Genomic DNA, 23,863 nt, shown 5'->3' on the forward strand with positions numbered 1-23,863 from the left:
ATGAGCAATCTCAAGCTAATGGCACTCGACAACGAGGATCTGGCCGTCATCTCCGCGCATATGCAGGATAGCGTTTTCAAGGTCGGCGATATGTCCTTCGCGCCGAAGCTCGAACACTTCTCGCTCGCAGCCAATCGCTTCGACTGGGAGCGCTCGGAAGAGCGCAAGAAGTCCTATGAGCGCCATCGCGCCGCGCTCGTGTTCAAACGGGTACAGGCGGTGCGCTCCAACGGCATCGACCGGCGCAAGCGCGATGAGGTGCTGTCGCTGCTCGCCATCCGCTTCGAACAGAAGGGCGAAGGGCCTGACGGTACGATTGAACTGACGCTTGCCGGCAACGCCACCATTGCGCTCGATGTCGAATGCATCGAAGTTCAGCTTGCCGATATCGGTGGCGCATGGGAAACGGCGCATAAGCCCCGACATCCGGATGCGGGCGAATAGCAGCGACGGTTAGGTTTTGCCGCTCAGGGCGGCTGCAGTGAAAGAGGAATATCAGCGTTGGCTATCTGGCTGGATCAGGCGTCGGAAGGGTTCGAGCAGCAGTTCGCCGCTTTCCTGACGACCAAGCGGGAAGTATCCGAGGATGTGAATGCCGTGGTGCGTGGCATCATCGACGATGTACGGGCACGCGGCGATGAGGCTCTTGCGCATTATTCCAAGAAATTCGAAGGCATCGATTTCGCCACCACGCCGATGCGCGTCAGCGAAGCGGAGATCGACGCGGCGATCGAGGCCGTTCCGGCCGAAGTGCTGGGCGCGCTGAAGGTCGCTGCGACCCGCATCGAATCGCATCACCGCCGGCAACTGCCGAAGGACGATATCTATGAGGATGATCTCGGGGTCGGCCTCGGCTCGCGCTGGACGGCGATCGAAGCGGTCGGTCTCTATGTGCCGGGTGGCACGGCGAGCTATCCGAGCTCGGTGCTGATGAACGCCGTGCCGGCCAAGGTTGCCGGCGTCGACCGTATCGTCATTGCCGTGCCCACCATGGGCGGCGCCATCAATCCGGCCGTGCTTGCCGCCGCCCGCATGGCCGGCGTCGAGGAAATCTATCGCATCGGCGGCGCGCAGGCGATTGCAGCGCTTGCCTATGGCACCGAGACGATCGCGCCGGTCTACAAGATCACCGGCCCGGGCAATGCCTATGTTGCCGCCGCCAAGCGACATGTCTTCGGCACTGTCGGCATCGACATGATCGCCGGCCCCTCCGAAGTGCTTATCATTGCCGACAAGAACAACGATCCGGACTGGCTTGCCGCCGATCTCCTGGCGCAGGCCGAGCATGACGAAGGCGCGCAGTCGATCCTGATCACCGACGATGCCGAATTCGGCAAGGCGGTGGAAAGTGCCGTCGAGCGCCAGATCAAGCAATTGAGCCGGTCGAAGACTGCAGCAGCCAGCTGGCGCGATTTCGGTGCCATCATCCTGGTGGCAGATCTGAAGCAGGCCATTCCGCTTGCCAACCGTATCGCCGCCGAGCATCTGGAACTTGCGGTCGACGATCCTGAGCCGCTGCTTTCGGGCATCCGCAATGCCGGCGCGATCTTCGTCGGCCGTCATACGCCCGAGGTGATCGGCGATTATGTCGGCGGTTCCAACCACGTGCTGCCGACGGCGCGCTCGGCACGCTTTTCGTCGGGTCTTTCCGTGCTTGATTTCGTCAAGCGCACCTCGATCCTGCGGCTCGGTCCCGAGCAGCTTCGCGCACTTGGGCCGGCGGCGATCGCGCTTGCCAAGTCCGAAGGGTTGGACGCACATGCGCGATCGGTCGCGATCCGCCTCAATCTCGAGGGGTAAGGGATGGCCAAGGGCGTCTTCCGGCTGAGCGACGTTGTCCTGGACGACACGATCGGCCGTTCGACGCCGGATGTCGAGCATGAGCGCGCCGTCGCCATTTTCGACCTCATCGAAGAAAACAGCTTTGCGCCGATCGGCCACGGCGGCGGACCCTATCTGCTCAATCTGTCGCTGGTCGACCAGAAGCTCGTCTTCGACATCCGCATCGAGGATGGCAGCATCGTCGCCACGCATATTCTTTCGCTGACGCCGTTTCGGCGCATCGTGAAGGACTACTTCATGATCTGCGAGAGCTATTACGAGGCGATCCGCTCGGCCACCCCGAGCCGCATCGAAGCCATCGATATGGGGCGTCGCGGCATCCATAACGAAGGCTCTCAAACGCTGATGGATCGGCTGGACGGCAAGATCGCCGTCGATTTCGACACGGCACGCCGGCTCTTCACGCTCGTCTGCGTGCTCTACTGGCGCGGGTGACCGGCATGGAGCAGCCGCAGGAGCAGAGGCATGTGGGCAACGGCAAAGCGCCAGGCGCCATCCTCTTCATGTGCGGGCTAAACGCCATCCGCTCACCGATGGCGGAGGCGATCGCGCGCAGCATGTTGCCGCAAGGCACTTATATCGCCTCGGCGGGCGTGCGTGCCGGCGAACGCAATCCTTTCGTGGACGTCGTGCTCGATGAGATCGGGCTTTCGCTGGGGCGCCGGCAGCCGCAGACCCTGGAGGAGCTCGAGGACGACTTCTTCGATATCATCATCACGCTCTCGCCGGAGGCGCATCACGCTGCGCTTGAGCTGACGCGGGCGAACGCCATCGAGGTCATCTATTGGCCGACCATGGACCCCTCTGCGACCGATGGCACGCGTGACCAGGTTCTCGATGCCTATCGCGGCGTTCGGGACCATTTGCTCGGGTTGATCGAGAGCCGACTTGTGGAGCATCGCGGTTCGCTTTAGAGCTGCCGATGAAACAAATGCAGAAACCCTTATCAACGAGGTTCACAAAACCGCGGCGATTGTGTAGTTTCCGCGCAATTTCCGGCGACCCCCGGCTTTTTGCCATGGGCGCCGACCTCAACCGACAGGAAAAGAAGCTTTAATGCCGAAAGAAGAAGTCCTCGAATTTCCCGGTGTCGTCACCGAACTCCTGCCGAACGCGACTTTTCGCGTGAAGCTGGAAAACGAGCATGAGATCATCGCCCACACGGCGGGCCGCATGCGCAAGAACCGCATCCGCGTTCTTGCCGGCGACAAGGTGCTGGTGGAAATGACCCCCTATGACCTGACCAAGGGCCGCATCACCTACCGTTTCAAGTAGTTCGCCGCTCTCGGTTCCAAGAAGTGGAGCATGATGTCGCCCGAATACGGCTGACACTTTTCGGCATCATGCTCTAGAGCCGGTTCTCATTCCCGCATGACAGGTCGAGGTCTGATGGCGTTGAAACACAAGCTGATACTGGCTTCCGGATCGCCGCGCCGCGTCGAACTGTTGCACCAGTCCGGCATCGAACCCGCGCGTCTCATGCCGATGGATATCGACGAGACACCGAAGAAGTCGGAGCATCCGCGCTCGCTGGCGCGGCGGCTTTCGGCGGAAAAGGGTGAGGCGGCCTTTGCAGGCATCAAGAGCGATGCCGCATGGCAGGGCAGCTATATCCTGTCGGCCGATACGGTGGTTGCCGTCGGGCGTCGCATCCTGCCGAAGGCGGAGTTTATCGACGAAGCTTCCTCGGCGCTGCACCTGCTCTCCGGCCGCGGCCACGTCGTCTATACCGGCATCTGCCTGATCACGCCGGACCGTAAGCTGCGTCAGAAGGTGGTCGAGACCAAGGTGCGTTTCAAGCGGCTTTCGAGCCGCGATATCGAAATGTATCTGGCGTCTGGCCAGTGGCGCGGCAAGGCAGGAGCCTATGGCATTCAGGGGCTTGCCGGCTCCTTCGTGCAGAAACTTGTCGGCTCCTACACCAATGTCGTCGGATTGCCGCTTTATGAAACCATGCTGCTGCTGGCGGGCGAGGGATTCGATGTCCACGCCGGATGGCAGGAAGGATAGGCTCATGGCGAGGATCGATAAGATCAAGGTAGGTTCGAAAGTTGAGCCGCTGCGCAAGACGCGTGCTTGCGCAGAATGCGGCCAGCCTTCGGTGCGCGAACACTATCCATTTTGCTCCGATCGCTGCCGTTCGCTCGATCTTTCGCGCTGGCTGAACGGCTCTTACGCCATCCCCGTCACCGAGGACGAGACCAAGGCCGACGGCTCCGATCAGGACTGAATGCGGTTTTCCCGCGTTGCTCGACCTTACGAACCCCTTCATTTTGTTCGCGAATTGCCAAAATTCGATTTCCTGTCAAAAAAGAGTCATTTGCTGCTGGACATGGCCGAACAAGATGCTATAACCCCGCTCGCTTCCGGGGCGAACCAACCGCCCAGTGCCTGCAAAGGCCCTTCGTTTGACGTGAAGTCTGGATGCCCAGATAGCTCAGTTGGTAGAGCAGCGGATTGAAAATCCGCGTGTCGCTGGTTCGATTCCGGCTCTGGGCACCATCTTTTCTCCCAAATCATGCCGACAATGGAATTGTTCTGGTTTCAGATCAGATTTTCGCTGAAATCGGGCTTTTTGCGTCGAAGAGTTCGCGTAGCGGCCTCGGCGGGAGGTGCACCCTGTGGTGAGTGAATTCCAATCACGACAACTTGAAGATGGTTCTTCATTAATTTAGTGCATGAGCACTTCAAGATGTTGATGGTATTTACAATCAGGCGTACGAATTATTGTACGGGTCACCTATTGATTCGAAGAGACTGATACCGCACCTTAGATATAGCGGGATCAAGTGATCTCGTTAAGTCCAGCGTTTATTTGCAATAGCAAGCTAACGGGGCGCCATGTCAAACAACGATGTACTATTCAACACGTTCGCCCGTACTTTCGAAGCACGGCGCGAAGTCGAGATGTCATTCTCCGAATACCTAGAAGGCTGCCGGGAGGATCCGCTCATGTACGCCAACGCGGCAGAGCGGCTGCTGGCAGCCATGGGAGAACCTCTGCTGATCGATACGGCCAAGGACACGAGACTTGGGCGTATTTTCATGAACCGGACCATCCGGACTTATCCAGCGTTTGCGGGCTTTTTCGGCATGGAAGAGACGATAGAACGTATCGTCGCCTTCTTCCGCCATGCGGCCCAGGGGCTGGAGGAGCGCAAGCAGATTCTCTATCTGCTCGGCCCCGTCGGCGGCGGCAAGTCATCGCTTGCCGAGCGGTTGAAATCGCTGATGGAGGTTCATCCCATCCATGTGCTCAAGGCCGGAAACGAGCTGAGCCCGGTCTTCGAAAGCCCTCTCAGCCTGTTCGATCCCGTGACCATGGGGCCGATGCTCGAAGAGCGCTACGGTATTCCGCGCCGGCGCTTGACGGGGCTCATGAGCCCTTGGTGCCTGAAGCGGCTTGAAGAGTTCGAAGGCGACATTTCCCGCTTCCGCGTCGTCCGATTGCAGCCATCGAGGTTGCGGCAAATCGCCGTCGCCAAGACGGAGCCGGGTGACGAGAACAACCAGGATATTTCCTCGCTGGTCGGCAAGGTCGATATCCGCAAGCTCGAAAGCCTGGCGCAGAACGACCCGGATGCCTACAGCTATTCGGGTGCCTTGAACCGCGCCAACCAGGGCATTCTCGAATTCGTCGAGATGTTCAAGGCGCCGATCAAGATGCTGCACCCGTTGCTGACGGCGACCCAGGAAGGCAACTATATCGGCACCGAGAATATCGGCGCCATTCCCTTCTCGGGCATCATTCTGGCGCACTCCAACGAGTCGGAGTGGCAGACCTTCAAGGCCAACAAGAACAATGAGGCTTTCATCGACCGCATCTGCGTCGTGAAGGTGCCTTATTGCCTGCGGGTCACCGAAGAGCAGAAGATCTACGAGAAGCTGATCGAGGAATCCGAGCTCAGCGACGCGCCCTGCGCGCCGTCGACCCTGGAAACGCTCGCCCGCTTCACTGTTCTGACGCGACTTTCCAAACACGAGAATTCGACCGCCTTCTCCAAGCTTCGGGTCTATGACGGCGAAAGCCTGAAGGAGACCGATCCGAGAGCGCGCAGCGTGCAGGAATATCGCGATACGGCTGGTGTCGATGAAGGCATGGACGGAGCATCCACCCGTTTCGCCTTCAAGGTACTGGCAGCGACCTTCAACTACGACACGACCGAGATCGGTGCCGATCCGGTGCATCTGATGTATATGCTGGAGCAGTCGATCCGCAGGGAACAGCTGCCGCTCGAAACCGAGAAGCTCTACATCGAGTTCATCAAGAGCGAGCTCGGGCCGCGCTATGCGGAGTTTATCGGGCATGAGATCCAGAAGGCTTATCTGGAATCCTATTCGGATTACGGACAGAACCTCTTCGATCGCTATGTCGACTATGCCGACGCCTGGATCGAGGACGTCGATTTCAAGGATCCGGATACGGGCCAGCTTCTGGACCGGGAGCTTCTCAACCAGGAGCTCACCAAGATCGAGAAGCCGGCCGGCATCGCCAATCCGAAGGACTTCCGCAACGAGATCGTCAAGTTCTGCTTGAGAGCAAGGGCGAGCCACGGCGGTAAAAACCCGTCCTGGACGAGCTACGAGAAAATCCGCGAAGTCATCGAAAAGCGGATGTTCTCCCAGGTGGAGGATCTTTTGCCTGTTATCTCGTTCGGGTCCAAGAAGGACGGTGAGTCCGAAAAGAAACATGGCGAATTCGTCGAGCGAATGGTCGCGCGGGGTTATACCGAGCGGCAGGTTCGGCGGCTTGTGGAATGGTACATGCGTGTAAAACAGGCGGGATGAGCCACCAAGGAAGAAGGAATGCACATTGTTGACAGACGCCTGAACCCAGGCGGAAAAAGTCTAGAAAATCGTCAACGATTTTTGCGAAGAGCAAAAGCGCTGGTGCAGAGAGCGGTCTATGAATCCTCTCAGAAACGCGACATTCAGGACATTCTGAAAGGTGGCGAAATCAGCATTCCACTGGATGGAACCGAGGAGCCTCGGTTCCATCGCGGCCCCGAGGGGCTTAAGGAGCATATTCTTCCCGGCAACAAGGACTTCCTCGAGGGCGACATTCTTCCGCGTCCCGAGGGTGGTGGCGGCAAGCCGCAGGCCGGTGGCGACGGCACCGGCGAGGATGCCTTCCGCTTCATCCTGACCCGCGACGAATTCCTCGATCTCTTCCTCGACGATCTCGAGCTGCCGGATCTGGCCAAACGGCGACTGATGTCTGCGGACCAGATCAACCCGGTTCGCTCCGGCTATTCCGTCACCGGCTCGCCCGCCAATCTCGCCATCAACCGCACCATGCGGCTGGCCATGATGCGGCGTGTCGCGCTGCATCGACCTAAGCCGGAAACGGTCGCCAAGCTCGTCGAGGAGGCGGAGGAGTGCAAGGACGAGACGCGCCGGGCGCAGCTCGAGGCCGAGATCAAGCTGCTGGAATCCAAGGTGCGGCGCATCCCCTATATCGACCCGATCGATATTCGCTATCGTCGTTTCGAGAATGAGCCGAAGCCGGTGGCGCAGGCCGTGATGTTCTGCCTGATGGACGTTTCCGGCTCGATGTCGGAGCATATGAAGGACCTCGCCAAGCGCTTCTACATGCTGCTCTACATCTTCCTCACCCGGCAGTACCGCCGGGTCGAGATCGTCTTCATCCGCCATACGGACGTGGCCGAGGAGGTGGATGAGGAGACCTTCTTCCGCAGCCCGGCAACCGGTGGCACGCAGGTATCCAGCGCGCTCGAAGCCATGCGGCGGATCGTGCAAGATCGTTTTCCGGCATCGGACTGGAACATTTATGCGGCACAGGCATCGGACGGCGACAATGCCTATTCCGACAATGCTACCACAGCGGCGCTGCTGACCGGCGAGATCCTGCCGGTCTGCCAGTATTTCGCCTATCTGGAAGTGGGCGAGGCGCGCGGCATGGCGATCTCTTCCGGCTCGGCGATCTGGTCGCTTTACGAGCGGCTGCAGGCAGCCTGGCCCGTGCTCTCCATGCGGCGCGTGAACGATCGCAGCCAGATCTATCCGGTCTTCCACGATCTCTTCCAGCGCAGGACTGCGGAAACAAGGAGCGGATAATGGCGAAAGCATCGATGGAACGGCTTTTTGAGGGTGCGGACTGGGATTTCGCCACCATCCAGCGAATCCACGATGCCTGCGAGAAGATCGCCATTGGCGAGCTTGGCCTCGATGTCTATCCCAACCAGATCGAGATCATTACCGCCGAGCAGATGCTCGACGTCTATTCCTCGATCGGTATGCCGCTCTTCTACAAGCATTGGTCTTTCGGCAAGCATTTCGCGCATCACGAGGCCTTCTACCGCAAGGGCCTGCGTGGGCTCGCCTATGAGATCGTCATCAACAGCTCGCCGTGCATTTCCTACCTGATGGAGGAGAACACGGCGACGATGCAGGCGCTTGTCATCGCGCATGCCGCCTTCGGCCACAACCATTTCTTCAAGAACAACTACCTCTTCAAGCTCTGGACCGATGCGGAGGGGATTCTCGACTATCTCAATTTCGCCAAGAGCTATATTGCACGCTGCGAGGAGCGCTACGGCCATGCGGCCGTGGAGCGGACGCTGGATGCGGCCCATGCACTGATGTCGCACGGCGTCCACCGCTATGCCGGCAAGAAGACGCCGGACCTGCGCGACGAGGAAAAGCGCGAGCGCGAGCGGCGCGAGTACGACGAGAAGATTTTCAACGACCTCTGGCGCACCATTCCGGTCGGGGCAGGCAAAAAAGCGCCCGATCTCGATCTGGAGCGCCGGCGTTCGCTTGCGGGTCTGCCACAAGAAAACATCCTCTATTTCCTGGAAAAAATGGCGCCGCGGCTGAAGCCCTGGCAGCGCGAAATCCTTCGCATCGTGCGGCATGTCGCTCAGTATTTTTATCCGCAGAGCCAGACCAAGGTGATGAACGAGGGCACGGCGACCTATGTGCACTATCGCATCATGACGCGGCTGCATGAGCTTGGCGGCATCAGCGACGGCGATTTTCTGGAATTTTTGAAATCGCATACCAACGTGGTTTTCCAGCCGACCTTCAACGATCAGCGCTATTCCGGCCTCAATCCCTATGCCATCGGTTTTGCCATGATGCAGGATATCGAGCGCATCGTGACGAAGCCCAAGGATGAGGACCGCCAGTGGTTTCCGGAGATCGCCGGCACCGGCGACGCCATGGCGGTGCTGCGCGATCTCTGGGCGAATTATCGCGACGAGAGCTTCGTCTCACAATTCCTCAGCCCGCATCTGATGCGCAAGATGCGGATGTTCCAGCTCACCGACGATCCGGAGGAAGAAGAGGGGCTGAAGGTGGCGGCAATCCATGACGAGCGCGGCTATCGGCGCATCCGCCGGGAGCTGGCGCGGCAATATGACGTCGGCTGGATCGATCCGCATATCGAGATCGTCGATGTCGACCTTGCCGGCGACAGAAAGCTCCTGCTCAGGCATACGGTGCTCAATGGTACGCTGCTTGAGGATATGGACGCCAAGCGCGTGTTGCAGCACCTGGCCGACCTCTGGAGCTATGATGTGCTGATGCAGGAGGTCGACCGCTCGGGCACGGTGCTTCGCGATCATCTGGTTCATCCACGCGCTTCCACACTTGCGGCATAAACGCTGGCTTGACTAGAGCATGCCGCGCAAAAGTGTGCAGCGGTTTTGCGACTACGACATGTGTGAAATCAAAGAGCGAAAGCCCGTGAAGCGAATCTTAGAGATCGCGACGCGCTTTAGGACGATTGTCCCTGTCTGCGTTGGTGGCCGCTAACCTGCACACCGTCTTCCGGCTGGAGCTTCAGGAAGCCGGGTATGCCGAGCAGCGGGATCACGGCCATCAGCAGAAATGCCATGTGGAATTTTTCCGGCGTCAGCGGCGAGCCGTCCAGCGTGACGAGGCCAAGCAGCATTGCGGCGACGGAGACCCCGAAGCTGACGCTCAACTGCTGAAGGACGCCGCCGAGGCTGGTCGCACGGCTGAGCTGGGCTGCCGGCGTGTCGGAATATGACAGGGTATTGGAGGTCATGAACTGCGCTGCCCGCGCCAACCCGAAGACGAAGACGTAGACGATGATGACCCAGTGCGGCGTGCTCGGCGTAATCAGCGTGAAACCGGCGACGACGGCTGCGCCGAAGACAGCGCTCCATGTCAGGATTCGGTCGAAGCCGTAAAGCTTCAGAAGTTTCACCGATACGGGCCGCACGACAAGCGCGCTGAGAGCGCTGACGAAGGTCAGCGTGCCCGATACGATCGGACTGAGGCCAAAACCGACCTGCAGCATCAGCGGCAGCAGGAAGGGAACGCCATTCAACCCGACGCGACAGACACCGCCGGCCAAGGTGCCGATGCGGAAGGTGCGCAGCCGGAACAGGGTTAGGTCGACAGCCGGCGCCTCAGCCGTTCTGGCATAGCGGATGAAGCCTGCGAGCAGCAGGCCGGCGGCGGCGAGAGCGACGAAAATTGCCCAAACCGGAATAGTAGGGCGGCCGATATTCTCGATCCCGTATTGCAGCAACACGCAGCCGAGACCGACCATGACGAAGCCGGGAAAGTCGAACCTGATCGTTTTGTCGCGCTCGGTATCTTCGACATAACGCAATGCCATGAAGATGCCGATCAGGCCAAAGGGCAGGTTCACCCAGAATATCCAGCGCCAGGAAAGATATGTCGTCAGGAAGCCGCCGAGCACCGGCCCGATGACCGGCCCGATGACGGCGGGCAGGGTCATGTAGGTCATGGCGGTGACAAGCTGGCTGCGCGGGAAGCTGCGGATGAGGATGAGGCGCCCGACGGGCGTCATCATCGCGCCGCCGAAGCCCTGCAGCGCACGCGTGGCGATCAGCATCGGCAGGCTGGTCGCCAGGCCGCACAGGATCGAGCCGATCGTGAAGATGCAAAGGGAAAGCGCGAATATGCGGCGTGCCCCAAACCGGTCCGCAAACCAGCCGCTCACCGGGATGAACATGGCAAGTGTGAGGATATAGGTGGTTACCGCCAGGTTCATGCGCACCGGGGTCGTTGCGAGGCTTTTGGCGATATCCGGTACAGCGGTGATGAGAATGGTCGAATCCAGCTGCTCCATCAGGAAGGCAACGGCAACGACGGCAGGGATGATGTAACGCAGGCGAGGATTGCGTTCGACCGCGAAAGTCTGGCCCTGTGAATTGAGATCAGGCGAGTCCATGGAATGTAATGGCTTTCCACCGCCTGAGGGGGCAGGCGTTTCCTATTGATATGACCATTATCCATGGCGCAGTGCAACAAAAACCGAACCATGAGAGGCTCGCGGAGACCAGGTTTGTCTACTCACCTGGAGCGCGCCAGGATATCTCAGATGTGCTAGGCGCGCGTTAAGCTCTTGATCTTGCAACGGTCATTGTCGCAAGGCCGGCATGTTCTTTTACGCAACATATCTTAATTCGTCGTGGCGGGAGACTGCAGCGTCCAGCGCGCCTTGTCGAAAACGATGGCGGTTCGGATCTGTTCCGGCGATGTTCTTCGCAGCTCCAGCTGAAGATTGAAGCTATTGTTGCTCTGGAATTCCTTGAAGAAACTGAGCTTGGCGCCGAAGGCCTGCAGCGTCACGTCCTGCAGCTTGCCGATCGCATCCAGCGCGGTTTGAAAGTCCAGCCAGCGCGTTTCGTTGAGCAGCAGCACCACGGTGTCGACAAAGGTGCTGGCTATGGCCTTGCCGTCGTCATTGTCGGGCATGATGACCTTGATGCGAATGGTATCGAGTTCGCCGGTCGGCTTGCCGCGGGCAATGATGAAGAAGGATGCGGCCTTAGCGTCGCCGTAGGCGCCTTTCTGGACGGCATAGCTGCATTCCGAGGTGCCGGCGCCCAGTTCGCTCGACCGCCATTGGCCCACGGACAGGCCAAATGTCACCAGATCCGAGCAAAGCTTCTCGCCGGATATTCTCCAGCTTCGCACGAAGGCGCTGCGCAGCGCGTCGACAGGCTCATCGAACAGGTGCGAGGTCTTGCGCGGGGGGGATTTCGCAACCACCGCCTTAGCCGGGGCGTTGGCGCTATGCACAGGAGGGCTTTCCGGTGCGGCGGTGTGGTTGCCGGCTATGCTGTTGGAGGAGGTTGCGGCTGAGGGCGGGGGAGGCTTGCTCTCGGCACTCTGTGTCGGCGGAGGTGCGGTCTGCTGTTCCGATACGGGGAACAGATCGAGATGATAACGGCGATCCAGCGCTCTCAGATTTCGCATGTCGTTGGCAAGCAATGCGGTCGCGAGAATGATCGAGCCGATGACAACAGCCGCAATCCAGAACACAGCCCAGCTTTTCTTGCGAGGTGGCGCCACCGACATGATCGAGATCTACAGCTACTCCCGAGGAAACCTGCCTTGCTGCAACGACCGCATGTTGCGCAGCTCGCCCATGCCTACAGCATATGCGTTTATGAACGATTGATCATTCTAATGTTTCTTTGTCAATTCATGATGTTGCTGCGAGCAGCGATAGAAAAAGCACGCAGCGGTTTTCCGTCCGGAATTGCAACGAGACAACAGCATGCAGCAGCGACGAGATTCCGTGAAAAGCTGAACCGCCCTAGGCGAAGTAGGCTTTCAGTGCCTTCACGGTCGCCGCATCGGTGTGACGGGAAGATGGTGTCGAGAATCCGAGATCGAGCAGGCGCTTGTCGTTCTCCATCACAGTCACCGCACCGGAGGAGTGGATTTCGCCGATCTGAAGTCGCGGCCACAATTGGCCGACCGTCGCCAGCGAGACGCCCGCGCCCGGCATGATGGAGATACGGCCGGCAGCGAGAGCAATTGCCCGCTCCAGCACGTCAACGCCTTCTGCCCCCGTCTTTGCACAGCCTGAAGTCAGTATGCGTTCGAAACCGAGGGAGACGGCCATTTCGACCGCCTCTCCGATATCCGGAACCAGATCGAATGCGCGATGCAACGTTTTGCCAAGAGTGCCTGAATGCGCCACCAGTGCGGAGAGCGTGTCGAAATCGAGGCGCCCGTCGGGCAACGAGGCGCCGAATACCACCCCCGGAAGGCCGGCGTTACGACATGCGTCGATATCGCGCTTCATGACGTCGAGCTCATCGGCCGAATATATGAAGCTGCCGGCGCGGGGGCGGATCATGGCATAAGAGGGGACAGGCAGGTCTGCCGCCGCGGCAATCAGTCCGGCGCTCGGCGTGAGGCCGCCGACAGAGAGCGCGCTGCACAGCTCGATGCGATCTGCGCCGCCGGCAATGGCGGTCTTGAGACCGGAGATATCATCGACGCAGATCTCAAGCAGCATGGTCGTGTTCTCCGATATATTGCAGTCCCAGCAGGGCGGCACCGATCAGTCCCGGTTCGAGCTTGCACTGGCTGGGAACGACCAGCGGCCGGCCGAACTTGCGCAGGGTGCGGTCGCGCACCGCTTCGTCCAGCCGCGCCAAGAGCGGTTCGACATTGGACAGGCCGCCGCCGACTGGAACAATGGTGGCACCGGTTATATTGATCGTCAGGGCCAGCGGCGAGGCAACCAGATCGATCATGACGTCGATGGTGCGTTGCGCCTCAGCATCGTCCTTCAGCCATTGGTCGATGATTTCTTCGCTCGACAATTCGACACCATGCAGCGTCTTGTGCACGCGTTCGATGCCACGGGCGCCGCCGACAGTGTCGACGCAGCCCTTCTGACCGCAGCCGCAGGGATAGGCGGGGATGGCGGCCGGCGGATTGCCGGCAAAGGACGCGATGATGGGACCGTGACCCCATTCGCCGGCAAAACCGCCGGCGGCGTTGACGAGGCGGCCATCCGCTACCAGGCCGCCGCCGACGCCGGTGCCGAGAATGGCGCCGAAGACAATGCGATGGCCTCGGCCCGCACCCGACTTGGCCTCGGCCATGGCGAAGCAATCCGCATCATTGGCGATCAGTACGGGGTAGCCGAGTTCGGCTTCCAGATCGGCTGCAAGGTGCCGACCATGGATGCAGGGTATGTTGGCGCAGGTCAGCGCCTGCGTGTCGGGATCGACGACCCCGGCGATGGAGAAGGAGAGGCATGCCGGTTTCTCACCCGCTTCGGCGATGACACCGCGCAAGGCTGCGACGAACTCGGAAAAATCATGCTTTGGGGTAGGGCGCCGCGCCAGCGGCAGGATGTCGGTCATGGAGCGGGCGATTCCGCCCTTGATGGCGCTGCCGCCGATGTCGAAGGAAACGATCATGAATACAGACCTGCAAGAAACATGCGGCACTTGCTCGCACCCTTTGCCGGTCTTTGCAAGGCTATTCCTTCTGGTGCCATGCGGCCATCAACCGCGCGGCAGCGTGATCCTTGCTTCGAAGCCGTCCGGTCTTCCCGTGGCGGGCGAGAGGAGATCGACGCGCCCGCCGATCTGATTGACGATGCGCTCGACGATGGAAAGCCCGAGGCCGGAACCGGCAGCTTTCGTCTTGCCGCGCCAGAAACGCTTCTTCAGGCCGGCGAGTTCCTCCTGCGAAAGCACGGTGCCGCCGTTGACGACCCGGACGGTGCCGTCATCGACGCGGACAGTCACTTCGTCGTCCACCGGCCCATGGATCAAGGCGTTCTCGATCAGGTTGCGCATGACGATTGCGAAGGCATCGATATCGATGTTTCGGATCAGTCTTTCCTTGGTGTCGTCTTCCAGCAGGACGCGGCCGGCAGTGCCGGTGTCGCGATCGTAATCGCCGATCACGGTTTCGATCACAGCAATCAGATCGATCGGTTTTTCGCCGGTGCCGATGCCTGCCTGGGCGCGGGACAACTGCAGCAGCTTTTCGGCCAGGCGGCCGAGATTGGAAAGCGACGTTTCGATAAGGGCGGCACGTTCGGTCGACTGCCCGGGCGGCAGTTCTGCGAGCAGGCGCTGGGTCTGTGCGAGAGCGCCTGCAATCGGGGTGCGCAGTTCATGCGCGCTGTTGGCGGAGAATTCTCTTTCCGCTTCGAGCGCCAGTCGGAGGCGATCGAGCAGCAGATTGACGGAACGAGCGATCGGCTGCAATTCGCGCGGCAGGGCTTCGCTATCCAGCGGCATCATGTTGCCGCCGTCCTTGGTGGCGATCTGCGATCGCAGGCGATCGATCGGGCGCAGCGAACGGCCGACGACGAGGCCGATGGCGACAATGCTGGCGGGGATGAGGGCCAGCAGTGGCCACAGCAGCGCGACGCCGCTTTCGCGGGATGCTTCGCGCCGATTCTTGAAGGCGTCGGCGACGTGCAGGAAGATCGTGCCGTCGGCCGACGATTCCGTGTAGATGCGGTACCGCGGCGTATTGTGGAAGCCGATTTCCAGCGGCACTTCGTAGGCTGTCGGCGGGGCATCGTGCGAGTGGAGGATCACCTTGCCGTTGGCGTCGAGCACCTGATAGGTCAGATATTCGCGGTTCAGCCCCTTATTGAGCTGTTCGAGGCTTTGGGGATCGCCCGAATGGTCGCGATTGGCCAGGTCGTCCAGCACCAGGGGCAGCAATCGCTCTGCGGTTTCCTGTAGCGCGCCATCGAAAGTCTCGGACAATTCCTTGTTGACGACATAGACACCGATGCCGACCGCGATCAGCCAGAAAAGCACGACGGTGCCCGTGAGCGCGGCGATCAGGCGCCAGGTGATGCTTGCACGGCTCGGCTCCTTGTGTTCCGTCATCTGTCACCCAGGCTGTAGCCTACGCCTCGGGCCGTGCGGATACGGTCCTTGCCGATCTTCTTTCTGAGGCGGCTGACATAGACTTCGACCGTGTTGCTCTCGATTTCGGAACCGAAGGCATAGAGCGCCTCTTCGATCTTGTCTTTCGAGACGATAGCGCCCGGTCGTGCGACCAGCAGATCCAGCACGGCCCATTCACGGCCTGTCAGGATGATGTTCTTGCCCTCGAGCCGGACCAGCCGTTGGGGCTGATCGATCTCAAGGTCGGCAAAGCGGACGGTCGGCTGCGGGCTACCGATGTAGCGACGGGCAACCGCCAGGATACGGGCGCTGAGCTCGCCAAGATTGAAGGGCTTTACGAGGTAATCGTCAGCGCCACTGTTCAGGCCCTCGATACGATCGGAGATCTGGTCGCGCGCCGTCAGGATGATGACCGGAGTTTCGTCGGGCTTGCGGCGCAGGCGCTTCAGAAACTCGATGCCGCTGCCGTCCGGGAGCTGCAGGTCCAAAAGGACAAGACCGTAATTGACGGCACTGGTCACTTCATCGGCGTCGGCCAGGTTTTTCACCCAGTCGACGGCATGAGCGCTTGCCGCAATATGGTCGCGAACGGCGCTGCCGATCGTATCATCGTCTTCCACAAGAAGAATCCGCACCTTAGCCCTCTCAACCGTTGACTGCGCTTCAGTTAATGCCGACGAACCTATCGGGTCAATAACGGCCAAAATAGGCCATGTGGAGATATGCTCTTCAAGGGGGCGCACCTTTGCCGAAAACGTTCCCGGCGCCTATGGACAGACAGGAACGCCGTGGTTACTTCTTTGCCTCCGGAACGAAGCGGCCAGTGGATTGCCGCAGCAAGCCATTGGAGGTTGTTCGGTCATGCTGAAGGGAATTTCGCCGCTGTTGAATGCGGATGTGCTTTACGCGCTGAAATCGATGGGGCATGGCGACATGCTCGTCGTTGTCGACACGAATTTCCCTGCCGAGGCCATTGCGAGCCAGACGGTTCTGGGCGAGCTGCTGCGCATCGACAACGTGCCGGCGGCCGACGCAGTTGCCGCGATCTTGTCGCTGATGCCTCTCGATACCTTCATCGACGACGCGGCGACGCGCATGGAAGTTGTTGGTGCGCCGGATGAGGTGCCGCAGGTTCAGCGCGAGGTTCAGGCTGCGATCGACAAGGCCGAAGGCAAGCATTGGCCGTTGTCGCCGGTCGAACGCTTCGCTTTTTACGAGCGCGCCAAGGATGCCTATTGCATCATCCAGACGGGCGAGCGCCGCTTCTACGGTTGTTTCACCTTGACCAAGGGCGTCATCCCGCCGGAAAATGCGTGATCCGATCATCGGAGAAAAGCGCTGTTTCGATAAAGGAATGTGATGGCGAAGAAGCTGGATTCCCAAGGGCGGCTCGATGATGCGGCGCGCGCCGGTTGGCTCTACTATGTCGCCGGGCGGACGCAGGACGAGATCGCAGCTGCAATGGGAATTTCTCGTCAGTCGGCGCAGCGGCTGGTGTCGCTCGCCGTTGCCGAGCGGCTGATCAAGGTTCGGCTCGATCATCCAATCGCGGCCTGTCTGGAATATGCTGCAGCGCTGAAACGGAAATTCGATCTCAAGCATGTCGACGTGGTGCCGAGCGATCCGGACGGTGCATCGTCGACGGTCGGCATCGCTGAGGCTGGAGCGGCGGAAATCGAGCGCTGGTTGAGACGCGGCGATCCGATCGTGGTGGCGATCGGTACGGGGCGCACGCTGAAGGCTGCGGTCGACCAGTTGCCGGCGATCGAGTGTCTGCAGCATCGGGTGGTGTCGCTGACCGGCAATATCGGGCCGGATGGTTCGGCCGCCTACTACAATGTCATCTTCAGCATGGCAGACGTCGTCAAGGCGCGGCATTTTCCCATGCCGCTGCCAGTGCTGGTGTCGTCCGCGGAGGAACGCGAGCTGCTGCATGCGCAGGCACTCGTGCGCTCGACGCTCGATATCAGCGCGCAGGCCGACGTCACCTTTGTCGGTATCGGCGAAATGGGCATCGAAGCCCCGCTCTGTCTCGACGGATTTCTCGAGAAAGACGAAATGCTCGCCCTGATGCAGCGCGGCGCCGCCGGCGAGATCTGTGGCTGGGTCTTCGACGGCGAGGGCAAACTGATGCCCGACGATGTCAACGAGCGCGTGGCAAGTGCGCCGATCCCCTCGCGCGACACCTCTGCCGTCATCGGAATCGCCAAGGGAAAACGCAAGTTCGAGGCGATCAAGGCTGCCGTCATCGGCCGCCAAATCAATGGTTTGATCACCGACGAGGCAGTTGCCGAGTTTTTGCTCAAGGATTGAGCAAAAAATTTAGTCCATAAAAACAAAATGATAGGCTGCTTGCTCGGCAATGCAGCAACGAATTCGCATTGACATTTTGTCGCAACGAGTGAGTAATTGCTCACGAGCAAAGCGAATGCTCATTTTTAATCTTCTGGGGAGGAAGATATGAAATTGAAGACTTTATTGCTGAGCGCCTGCTCGGCGCTGATGTTTGCTGGCCTGGCCTCTGCCGAAACTCTCACGATCGCAACCGTCAACAACGGCGACATGGTCCGTATGCAGAAGCTTACGGACGACTTCAAAGCCAAGAACCCCGGTATCGACCTGCAATGGGTTACGCTTGAAGAAAACGTCCTGCGCCAGAAGGTCACGACCGACATCGCCACCAAGGCCGGCCAGTACGACGTACTGACCATCGGCACCTACGAAGTGCCGATCTGGAGCAAGCTTGGCTGGCTCGCATCGCTCGACAAGCTTTCCGCCGACAAGGACTATGACGTGAATGACCTTCTCCCGGCCATTCGCAGCGGTCTGACCACCGGTGGCAAGCTTTATGCGGCACCGTTCTACGGCGAAAGCTCGATGGTGATGTACCGCAAGGATCTGTTCGACAAGGCCGGCCTGAAGATGCCGGACGCGCCGACCTGGGACTTCGTTGCCGATGCCGCCCGCAAGATCACCGACAAGGACCATGAAGTCTACGGCATCTGCCTTCGCGGCAAGGCCGGCTGGGGCGAGAACATGGCGTTCCTGACGGCGATGTCGAATTCGTTCGGCGCCCGCTGGTTCGACGAGAAGTGGAAGGCACAGTTCGACCAGCCGGAATGGAAGGCGACACTCGACTTCTACGTCAAGCTGATGAAGGACGCAGGCCCTCCAGGTGCTTCTTCCAACGGGTTCAACGAAAACCTGGCCCTGTTCCAATCCGGCAAGTGCGGGATGTGGATCGACGCGACGGTTGCCGCTTCTTTCGTCTCCGATCCGAAGGAATCCAAGGTTGCCGACAAGGTCGGCTTCGCTCTGGCTCCGGACAAGGGCCTCGGCAAGCGCGGCAACTGGCTCTGGGCATGGAACCTCGCCATCCCCGCTTCCTCGAAGAAGACCGAAGCTGCGGAAAAGTTCATCTCCTGGGCAACCAGCAAGGAATACACCAACCTTGTCGCTCAGAAGGAAGGCTGGCTGAACGCACCTCCCGGCACCCGTACCTCGCTCTACGCGAATGCGGACTACCAGAAGGCAGCCCCCTTCGCCAAGATGACGCTCGACTCGATCAACTCTGCTGATCCGACGCATCCGACCGTCAAGCCGGTTCCCTATGTCGGCGTTCAGTTCGTCGCTATTCCTGAGTTCCAGGGTATCGGCACGGCTGTCGGCCAGCAGTTCTCGGCCGCTCTTGCCGGCCAGATCTCCGTCGACCAGGCTCTGAAGGCTGCCCAGCAGCTGACGGAACGCGAAATGAAGAAGGCCGGCTACCCGAAGTAAGGGCCTCCGAAACGATGGAAGGCAGCACACCTCTCGAGTGCTGCTTTCCCCTAGGCCGCCGAGCGCCCGAATTGCCCTTGGCGGCCTTTTTTGTTTCCGCCGGTCCGCAGCCACCCCTTCCTGATTAAAGATAGGTCGGTATTTGCCATGGCAACGTTGCACACCCGTTCTACCGCGCGCCTGATGATGGCGCCTTCGGTTCTGCTACTCTTCGCGTGGATGATCGTCCCGCTTGTGATGACGATCTATTTCTCGACGCTGAACTACAATCTGCTCAATCCCGGCTCGCATGATTTCCTCGGGTTTCTCAACTACGAATACTTCGTCACCGACCCTGCCTTCCTAAGCTCGTTGATCGTGACGCTGCTGCTTGTCGGCGGTGCGTTGGTGATCACCGTGGTCGGCGGCATCGCGCTGGCGCTCCTTCTTGATCAGCCGATCTTCGGCCAGGGCATCGTGCGCATGCTGGTGCTTGCGCCCTTCTTCGTGATGCCGACGGTCGCCGCCCTCATCTGGAAGCATATGTTCATGAACCCGGTGAACGGGCTTCTGGCACATCTCTTCCGTCTTTTCGGGCTCGATCCGCTGACCTGGCTGGAGACGGTTCCGCTTCTGTCGATCATCATCATCGTCGCCTGGCAATGGCTGCCCTTCGCAACCCTCATCCTGCTGACCGCTCTGCAGTCGCTGGATGAAGAGCAGAAGGAAGCCGCAGAGATGGATGGCGCCGGACCGGTTTCGAAATTCATCTACATCACGCTGCCGCATCTGGCGCGTGCCATCACGGTGGTCATTCTGATCGAAACGATCTTCCTGCTCTCCGCTTTTGCCGAGATCCTCGTCACCACCAATGGCGGACCGGGCACGGCAACCACGAACCTCACCTATCTCGTCTATTCGCAGATCGTTCTGTCGCAGGACGTCGGCGGCGCATCGGCAGGTGGCATCATCGCCGTCATCCTCGCCAATATCGTCGCGATCTTCCTGATGCGCGCAGTCGGCAAGAATCTGGAGGCTTGAGATGGCACGCAAAGTCACCACACAACGCAAGATCGTCGTATCTATCGCCGCCTGGATCGTGGCAATCCTCATCTTCTTCCCGATCCTGTGGACGATCCTGACGAGCTTCAAAACGGAAGGCGATGCGATCGCCTCGCCGCCGCAATTCCTCTTCTTCCACTGGACGCTGGAGAATTATTTCGAGGTGCAGGCGCGCTCGGATTACTTCCTCCACTTCGGCAATTCGGTCATCATCGCCTTCGGCTCCACGATCCTCGGGTTGCTTGTCGCCGTTCCCGCCGCCTGGGCCATGGCTTTTTCGCCGACCAAGCGGACCAAGGACGTGCTGATGTGGATGCTCTCCACGAAGATGATGCCGCCTGTCGGCGCCTTCATCCCGATCTATCTGCTGTTCCAGAGCTTCGGCCTTCTGAACAATCAGTTCGCCAGCCGGCTCGGCATGGTCGTCGTGCTGATGCTCATCAACCTGCCGATCATCGTCTGGATGCTCTACACCTACTTCAAGGAGATCCCCGGCGAGATCCTCGAAGCAGCCCGCATGGACGGGGCGACGCTCGCCAAGGAGATCATCTACGTTCTGACGCCGATGGCGATCCCCGGTCTTGCTTCGACGATGCTGCTCAACATTATCCTCGCCTGGAACGAGGCCTTCTGGACGCTGAACCTGTCGGCTGTCGACGCCGCACCGCTCAGCACCTTCATCGCCTCCTATTCCAGCCCGGAGGGCCTGTTCTACGCCAAGCTCTCGGCGGCATCGACCATGGCGATCGCTCCGATCCTGATCCTCGGCTGGTTCAGCCAGAAACAACTCGTTCGCGGCCTGACCTTCGGCGCGGTTAAGTAAGGAAGAGAAACATGGGTAGCATTGTTCTCAAAAAAGTGTCCAAGGTCTTCGGCGAAGCCAAGGTCATCCCTTCCATCGATCTTGAGATCGATAATGGCGAGTTCGTCGTGTTCGTCGGCCCGTCGGGCTGTGGCAAGTCGACTTTGTTGCGACTGATCGCCGGCCTTGAGGACGTCTCCGGTGGACAGATCCTTATCGACGGCAAGGACGGCACCAATCTCAAGCCGTCCGAGCGCGGCCTTGCCATGGTGTTCCAATCCTATGCGCTCTATCCGCATATGAGCGTGCGCAAGAACATCGCCTTTCCATTGAAGATGGCCAACATGCCGCAGGCGGAAATCGACAAGAAGGTCGCGGATGCCGCGCGTGTCCTGAACCTGACCGATTATCTGGAGCGCAAGCCGCGCCAGCTCTCCGGCGGTCAGCGCCAGCGCGTCGCCATTGGCCGCGCGATCGTTCGCCAGCCGGCAGCCTTCCTGTTCGACGAACCCTTGTCGAACCTCGATGCGGCGTTGCGCGTCAACATGCGCCTTGAGATCAGCGAGCTGCATCAGCAGCTGAAAACGACGATGGTCTATGTGACGCACGATCAGGTCGAGGCCATGACCATGGCGGACAAGATCGTCGTGCTCAACCGCGGCAATATCGAGCAGGTGGGGTCGCCGCTGGAGCTTTATCGCTCTCCGCGCAATCTCTTCGTCGCCGGTTTCATCGGTTCGCCGAAAATGAACTTCGTCAAAGGTGCTTATGCCCAGAGCCTTGGGGGCGACACGATCGGCGTGCGACCGGAGCATGTGCTGCTGTCGACCACCTCCGGTGACTGGCAGGGCAAGGTGCTGGTTGCGGAGCATCTGGGCTCCGACACCTTCCTGCATATCGACGTCGATGGCATCGGCACGGTGACGGCGCGTGGTTCGGGCGACTTCCCGGCACGGGCTGGCGATACCGTCTACCTGACGCCCGACAAGCAGCATATTCACCGCTTCAACGCCCAGGGGTTGTCGATCTGAGCAAAAAGCCAAGGCCGTGCGCGATCGACGCGCGCGGCCAACGCATTTCCCCCGCTTCGCATGCATCGACCTCCGCAGGAGGACAAGCATAGCGGCCGGCGCCGTTTTCCCAGGACGCCCGGAGCCAGAGACCTTTCAGAAGGACCAGAGACATGACGTGCAAATTATCGCTCGCAACTCTCCAGGAGGCGGCTGCAAAGGCTGCCATTCCCACCTACGATCCGAAGTCGCTTTCGGCTGGCATCGTGCACTTCGGCGTCGGTAATTTCCATCGCGCCCACCAGGCTGTTTATCTCGACGATCTCTTCAATGCCGGCGAGGCCCATGACTGGGCAATCATCGGTGCAGGCGTGCTGCCTTCGGATGCGGCGATGCGGGAAAAGCTTGCCGCGCAGGACTTCCTGACGACGGTGGTCGAGCAGGACAATAATCGCACCGCTGCCCGTGTGACGGCGCCGATGATCGACATTCTGCCTGTTGGCGATGCCAAGGCCATCATTGCGAAGCTCGCTGATCCGACGATCCGCATCGTTTCCATGACGATCACCGAGGGCGGCTATTTCATCGATGCCTCCGGCAAGTTCAATCCTGCTCATCCGGCGATATCAGCCGACGGGCAGAACCCGGATGCGCCGAAGACGGTGTTCGGCCTGATCGTGGCCGGCCTAAAGGCGCGCCGCGCCGCCGGTCTGCAGCCCTTCACCGTCATGTCTTGCGACAACATTCCCCACAATGGCGGCGTCACCAAAGCCGCCGTCGTCGGCACGGCACGGCTGTCCGATCCGGCCTTTGCCGACTGGATCGCGGCAAACGTCGCCTTCCCGAACGGCATGGTCGATCGCATTACGCCTGCAACGGGTACGCGCGAGATCGATCTGCTGAAGCAAGCCTTCGACATCGAGGACAACTGGCCGGTCTATTGCGAAGAGTTCAAGCAGTGGGTGTTGGAAGACAACTTTCCTGCCGGTCGGCCGCCGCTGGAAAAGGCCGGCGTGACCTTCGTTCCCGATGTCACCCCCTATGAGCACATGAAGATCCGCATCCTCAACGGCGGCCATGCGGCGATTGCCTATCCGGCGGCGCTGATGGATATCCATTTCGTGCATGAGGCCATGGAAGAGCCGCTGATCCGTGCCTTCCTCGCCAAGCTTGAAAATGACGAGATCATTCCCGTGATCCCGCCGGTGCCGAACACGGTGCTTGCCGACTACTTCAAGCTGATCGAACGGCGCTTCGCCAATCCGAAGATCGCCGACACCATTCCGCGCCTGGCGCAGGACGGCTCGAACCGTCAGCCGAAGTTCATCCTGCCGTCCACGGCCGATCGCCTCCGCCGTGGCGAGGATATCGTCGGCCTCGCGCTGGTCTCCGCACTCTGGTGCCGTTATTTCGCCGGCAAGAGCGACAGCGGCAAGGATATCGTCTTCAACGACGCCAGCGCCGATCGGCTGCATGAAGCGGCGGTCAAGGCAAAGGACGATCCGAACGCCTTTCTTGTCTTCGACGATATTTTCGGCGACGTCGCCAAGTCCGATCTCTTCCGCAAGCGCTTCGCGCATGCACTGAAAACGCTGTGGGAAAAGGGTACCCGCGTCACCCTGCAGCTATACTTGGACAACAAACTCGCGGAATAACTTTCAAACGGCCGGAATTCTCCTGTTTCGGCCGTTTTCCATTGTGATGCCGGTACATCGTACTGTCGTGACGGCAACAAA

The 23,863-nt window shown here is 60.0% G+C and carries 23 protein-coding genes and 1 tRNA gene; 18 read left to right on the forward strand and 6 right to left on the reverse strand.

Features of this window, described 5'->3' with window-relative positions:
- The 11 genes from ACIQJ2_RS21530 (at nt 1) to ACIQJ2_RS21580 (ending at nt 9,467) form a co-directional block, all read left to right on the forward strand.
- Nucleotides 1-444, forward strand: a complete 444-nt coding sequence (locus ACIQJ2_RS21530; RefSeq protein ID WP_400678002.1) for a DUF2948 family protein — start codon at nt 1-3, stop codon at nt 442-444.
- A gap of 57 nt (nt 445-501) precedes the next feature.
- Nucleotides 502-1,800 carry a histidinol dehydrogenase gene (gene hisD, locus ACIQJ2_RS21535; RefSeq protein WP_400678001.1) on the forward strand — a complete coding sequence of 433 codons (1,299 nt, stop codon included), beginning with the start codon at nt 502-504 and terminating at the stop codon, nt 1,798-1,800.
- A 3-nt stretch (nt 1,801-1,803) separates the two neighbouring features.
- Nucleotides 1,804-2,277, forward strand: coding sequence for a UPF0262 family protein (locus ACIQJ2_RS21540; RefSeq protein WP_400678000.1), 474 nt, complete (start codon nt 1,804-1,806; stop codon nt 2,275-2,277).
- 5 nt (nt 2,278-2,282) lie between these two features.
- A complete protein-coding gene (locus tag ACIQJ2_RS21545) occupies nt 2,283-2,756 on the forward strand; it encodes a low molecular weight phosphatase family protein (protein ID WP_400677998.1) in 474 nt (157 codons plus the stop codon).
- Between the two features lie 142 nt (nt 2,757-2,898).
- Nucleotides 2,899-3,117, forward strand: a complete 219-nt coding sequence (gene infA / locus ACIQJ2_RS21550; protein WP_004117876.1) for a translation initiation factor IF-1 — start codon at nt 2,899-2,901, stop codon at nt 3,115-3,117.
- Between the two features lie 114 nt (nt 3,118-3,231).
- A complete protein-coding gene (locus tag ACIQJ2_RS21555) occupies nt 3,232-3,852 on the forward strand; it encodes a Maf-like protein (RefSeq protein WP_199143889.1) in 621 nt (206 codons plus the stop codon).
- 4 nt (nt 3,853-3,856) lie between these two features.
- Entirely contained in the window at nt 3,857-4,072 is a 216-nt protein-coding gene (gene yacG / locus ACIQJ2_RS21560) for a DNA gyrase inhibitor YacG (protein WP_199143892.1), read from the forward strand.
- Between the two features lie 196 nt (nt 4,073-4,268).
- Nucleotides 4,269-4,344 (forward strand) — tRNA-Phe (locus ACIQJ2_RS21565).
- Nucleotides 4,345-4,683: 339 nt separating this feature from the next.
- The gene (locus ACIQJ2_RS21570) at nt 4,684-6,630 is read left to right on the forward strand and encodes a PrkA family serine protein kinase (protein ID WP_199089001.1); all 1,947 of its coding nucleotides are present in this window, start codon (nt 4,684-4,686) and stop codon (nt 6,628-6,630) included.
- 18 nt (nt 6,631-6,648) lie between these two features.
- Nucleotides 6,649-7,920 carry a YeaH/YhbH family protein gene (locus tag ACIQJ2_RS21575; protein ID WP_199143894.1) on the forward strand — a complete coding sequence of 424 codons (1,272 nt, stop codon included), beginning with the start codon at nt 6,649-6,651 and terminating at the stop codon, nt 7,918-7,920.
- Nucleotides 7,920-9,467 (forward strand): SpoVR family protein, encoded by a 1,548-nt coding sequence (locus ACIQJ2_RS21580; protein ID WP_199143896.1) that lies wholly within the window; start codon nt 7,920-7,922, stop codon nt 9,465-9,467. The genes ACIQJ2_RS21575 and ACIQJ2_RS21580 overlap by 1 nt, the downstream gene beginning before the upstream one ends.
- Nucleotides 9,468-9,583: 116 nt before the next feature.
- On the opposite strand, the gene ACIQJ2_RS21585 is transcribed toward ACIQJ2_RS21580, so the two are convergent.
- The 6 genes from ACIQJ2_RS21585 to ACIQJ2_RS21610 all read right to left on the reverse strand — a co-directional run bounded on the left by ACIQJ2_RS21585 (nt 9,584) and on the right by ACIQJ2_RS21610 (nt 16,132).
- Nucleotides 9,584-11,035 (reverse strand): DHA2 family efflux MFS transporter permease subunit, encoded by a 1,452-nt coding sequence (locus tag ACIQJ2_RS21585; RefSeq protein WP_400672189.1) that lies wholly within the window; start codon nt 11,033-11,035, stop codon nt 9,584-9,586.
- Nucleotides 11,036-11,265: 230 nt separating this feature from the next.
- Complete coding sequence (locus tag ACIQJ2_RS21590) at nt 11,266-12,168, reverse strand: DUF6030 family protein (RefSeq protein ID WP_400672187.1); 903 nt, start codon at nt 12,166-12,168, stop codon at nt 11,266-11,268.
- A gap of 241 nt (nt 12,169-12,409) precedes the next feature.
- The gene (locus ACIQJ2_RS21595) at nt 12,410-13,120 is read right to left on the reverse strand and encodes a copper homeostasis protein CutC (RefSeq protein WP_400672184.1); all 711 of its coding nucleotides are present in this window, start codon (nt 13,118-13,120) and stop codon (nt 12,410-12,412) included.
- The gene (locus tag ACIQJ2_RS21600; RefSeq protein ID WP_400672182.1) at nt 13,110-14,036 is read right to left on the reverse strand and encodes an ROK family protein; all 927 of its coding nucleotides are present in this window, start codon (nt 14,034-14,036) and stop codon (nt 13,110-13,112) included. Before ACIQJ2_RS21600 ends, ACIQJ2_RS21595 begins: the two co-directional genes overlap by 11 nt.
- Nucleotides 14,037-14,123: 87 nt before the next feature.
- Nucleotides 14,124-15,476 (reverse strand): ATP-binding protein, encoded by a 1,353-nt coding sequence (locus tag ACIQJ2_RS21605; RefSeq protein WP_400672180.1) that lies wholly within the window; start codon nt 15,474-15,476, stop codon nt 14,124-14,126.
- Nucleotides 15,473-16,132: a response regulator transcription factor gene (locus tag ACIQJ2_RS21610; protein WP_199143908.1), complete on the reverse strand. Its 660-nt coding sequence runs from the start codon at nt 16,130-16,132 to the stop codon at nt 15,473-15,475. Before ACIQJ2_RS21610 ends, ACIQJ2_RS21605 begins: the two co-directional genes overlap by 4 nt.
- Before the next feature lie 226 nt (nt 16,133-16,358).
- Here ACIQJ2_RS21610 and ACIQJ2_RS21615 point away from each other — a divergent pair, with 226 nt between their 5' ends.
- The 7 genes from ACIQJ2_RS21615 to ACIQJ2_RS21645 all read left to right on the forward strand — a co-directional run bounded on the left by ACIQJ2_RS21615 (nt 16,359) and on the right by ACIQJ2_RS21645 (nt 23,782).
- Nucleotides 16,359-16,814 carry an RbsD/FucU family protein gene (locus tag ACIQJ2_RS21615; RefSeq protein WP_400672178.1) on the forward strand — a complete coding sequence of 152 codons (456 nt, stop codon included), beginning with the start codon at nt 16,359-16,361 and terminating at the stop codon, nt 16,812-16,814.
- Between the two features lie 42 nt (nt 16,815-16,856).
- A complete protein-coding gene (locus ACIQJ2_RS21620) occupies nt 16,857-17,810 on the forward strand; it encodes a sugar-binding transcriptional regulator (RefSeq protein WP_400672176.1) in 954 nt (317 codons plus the stop codon).
- A gap of 147 nt (nt 17,811-17,957) precedes the next feature.
- Nucleotides 17,958-19,274 (forward strand): sugar ABC transporter substrate-binding protein, encoded by a 1,317-nt coding sequence (locus tag ACIQJ2_RS21625; protein WP_199143912.1) that lies wholly within the window; start codon nt 17,958-17,960, stop codon nt 19,272-19,274.
- Nucleotides 19,275-19,421: 147 nt separating this feature from the next.
- Nucleotides 19,422-20,294 carry a carbohydrate ABC transporter permease gene (locus ACIQJ2_RS21630; protein WP_199143913.1) on the forward strand — a complete coding sequence of 291 codons (873 nt, stop codon included), beginning with the start codon at nt 19,422-19,424 and terminating at the stop codon, nt 20,292-20,294.
- Nucleotide 20,295: 1 nt separating this feature from the next.
- Nucleotides 20,296-21,138 (forward strand): carbohydrate ABC transporter permease, encoded by an 843-nt coding sequence (locus tag ACIQJ2_RS21635; protein ID WP_199143914.1) that lies wholly within the window; start codon nt 20,296-20,298, stop codon nt 21,136-21,138.
- An 11-nt stretch (nt 21,139-21,149) separates the two neighbouring features.
- Nucleotides 21,150-22,148 (forward strand): ABC transporter ATP-binding protein, encoded by a 999-nt coding sequence (locus tag ACIQJ2_RS21640; protein ID WP_199143916.1) that lies wholly within the window; start codon nt 21,150-21,152, stop codon nt 22,146-22,148.
- A 152-nt stretch (nt 22,149-22,300) separates the two neighbouring features.
- The gene (locus ACIQJ2_RS21645; RefSeq protein WP_400672171.1) at nt 22,301-23,782 is read left to right on the forward strand and encodes a mannitol dehydrogenase family protein; all 1,482 of its coding nucleotides are present in this window, start codon (nt 22,301-22,303) and stop codon (nt 23,780-23,782) included.
- Nucleotides 23,783-23,863: the final 81 nt, after the last annotated feature.

It is taken from the genome of Rhizobium sp. NPDC092011 (assembly GCF_044756305.1).
Taxonomy (GTDB): Bacteria; Pseudomonadota; Alphaproteobacteria; order Rhizobiales; family Rhizobiaceae; genus Rhizobium.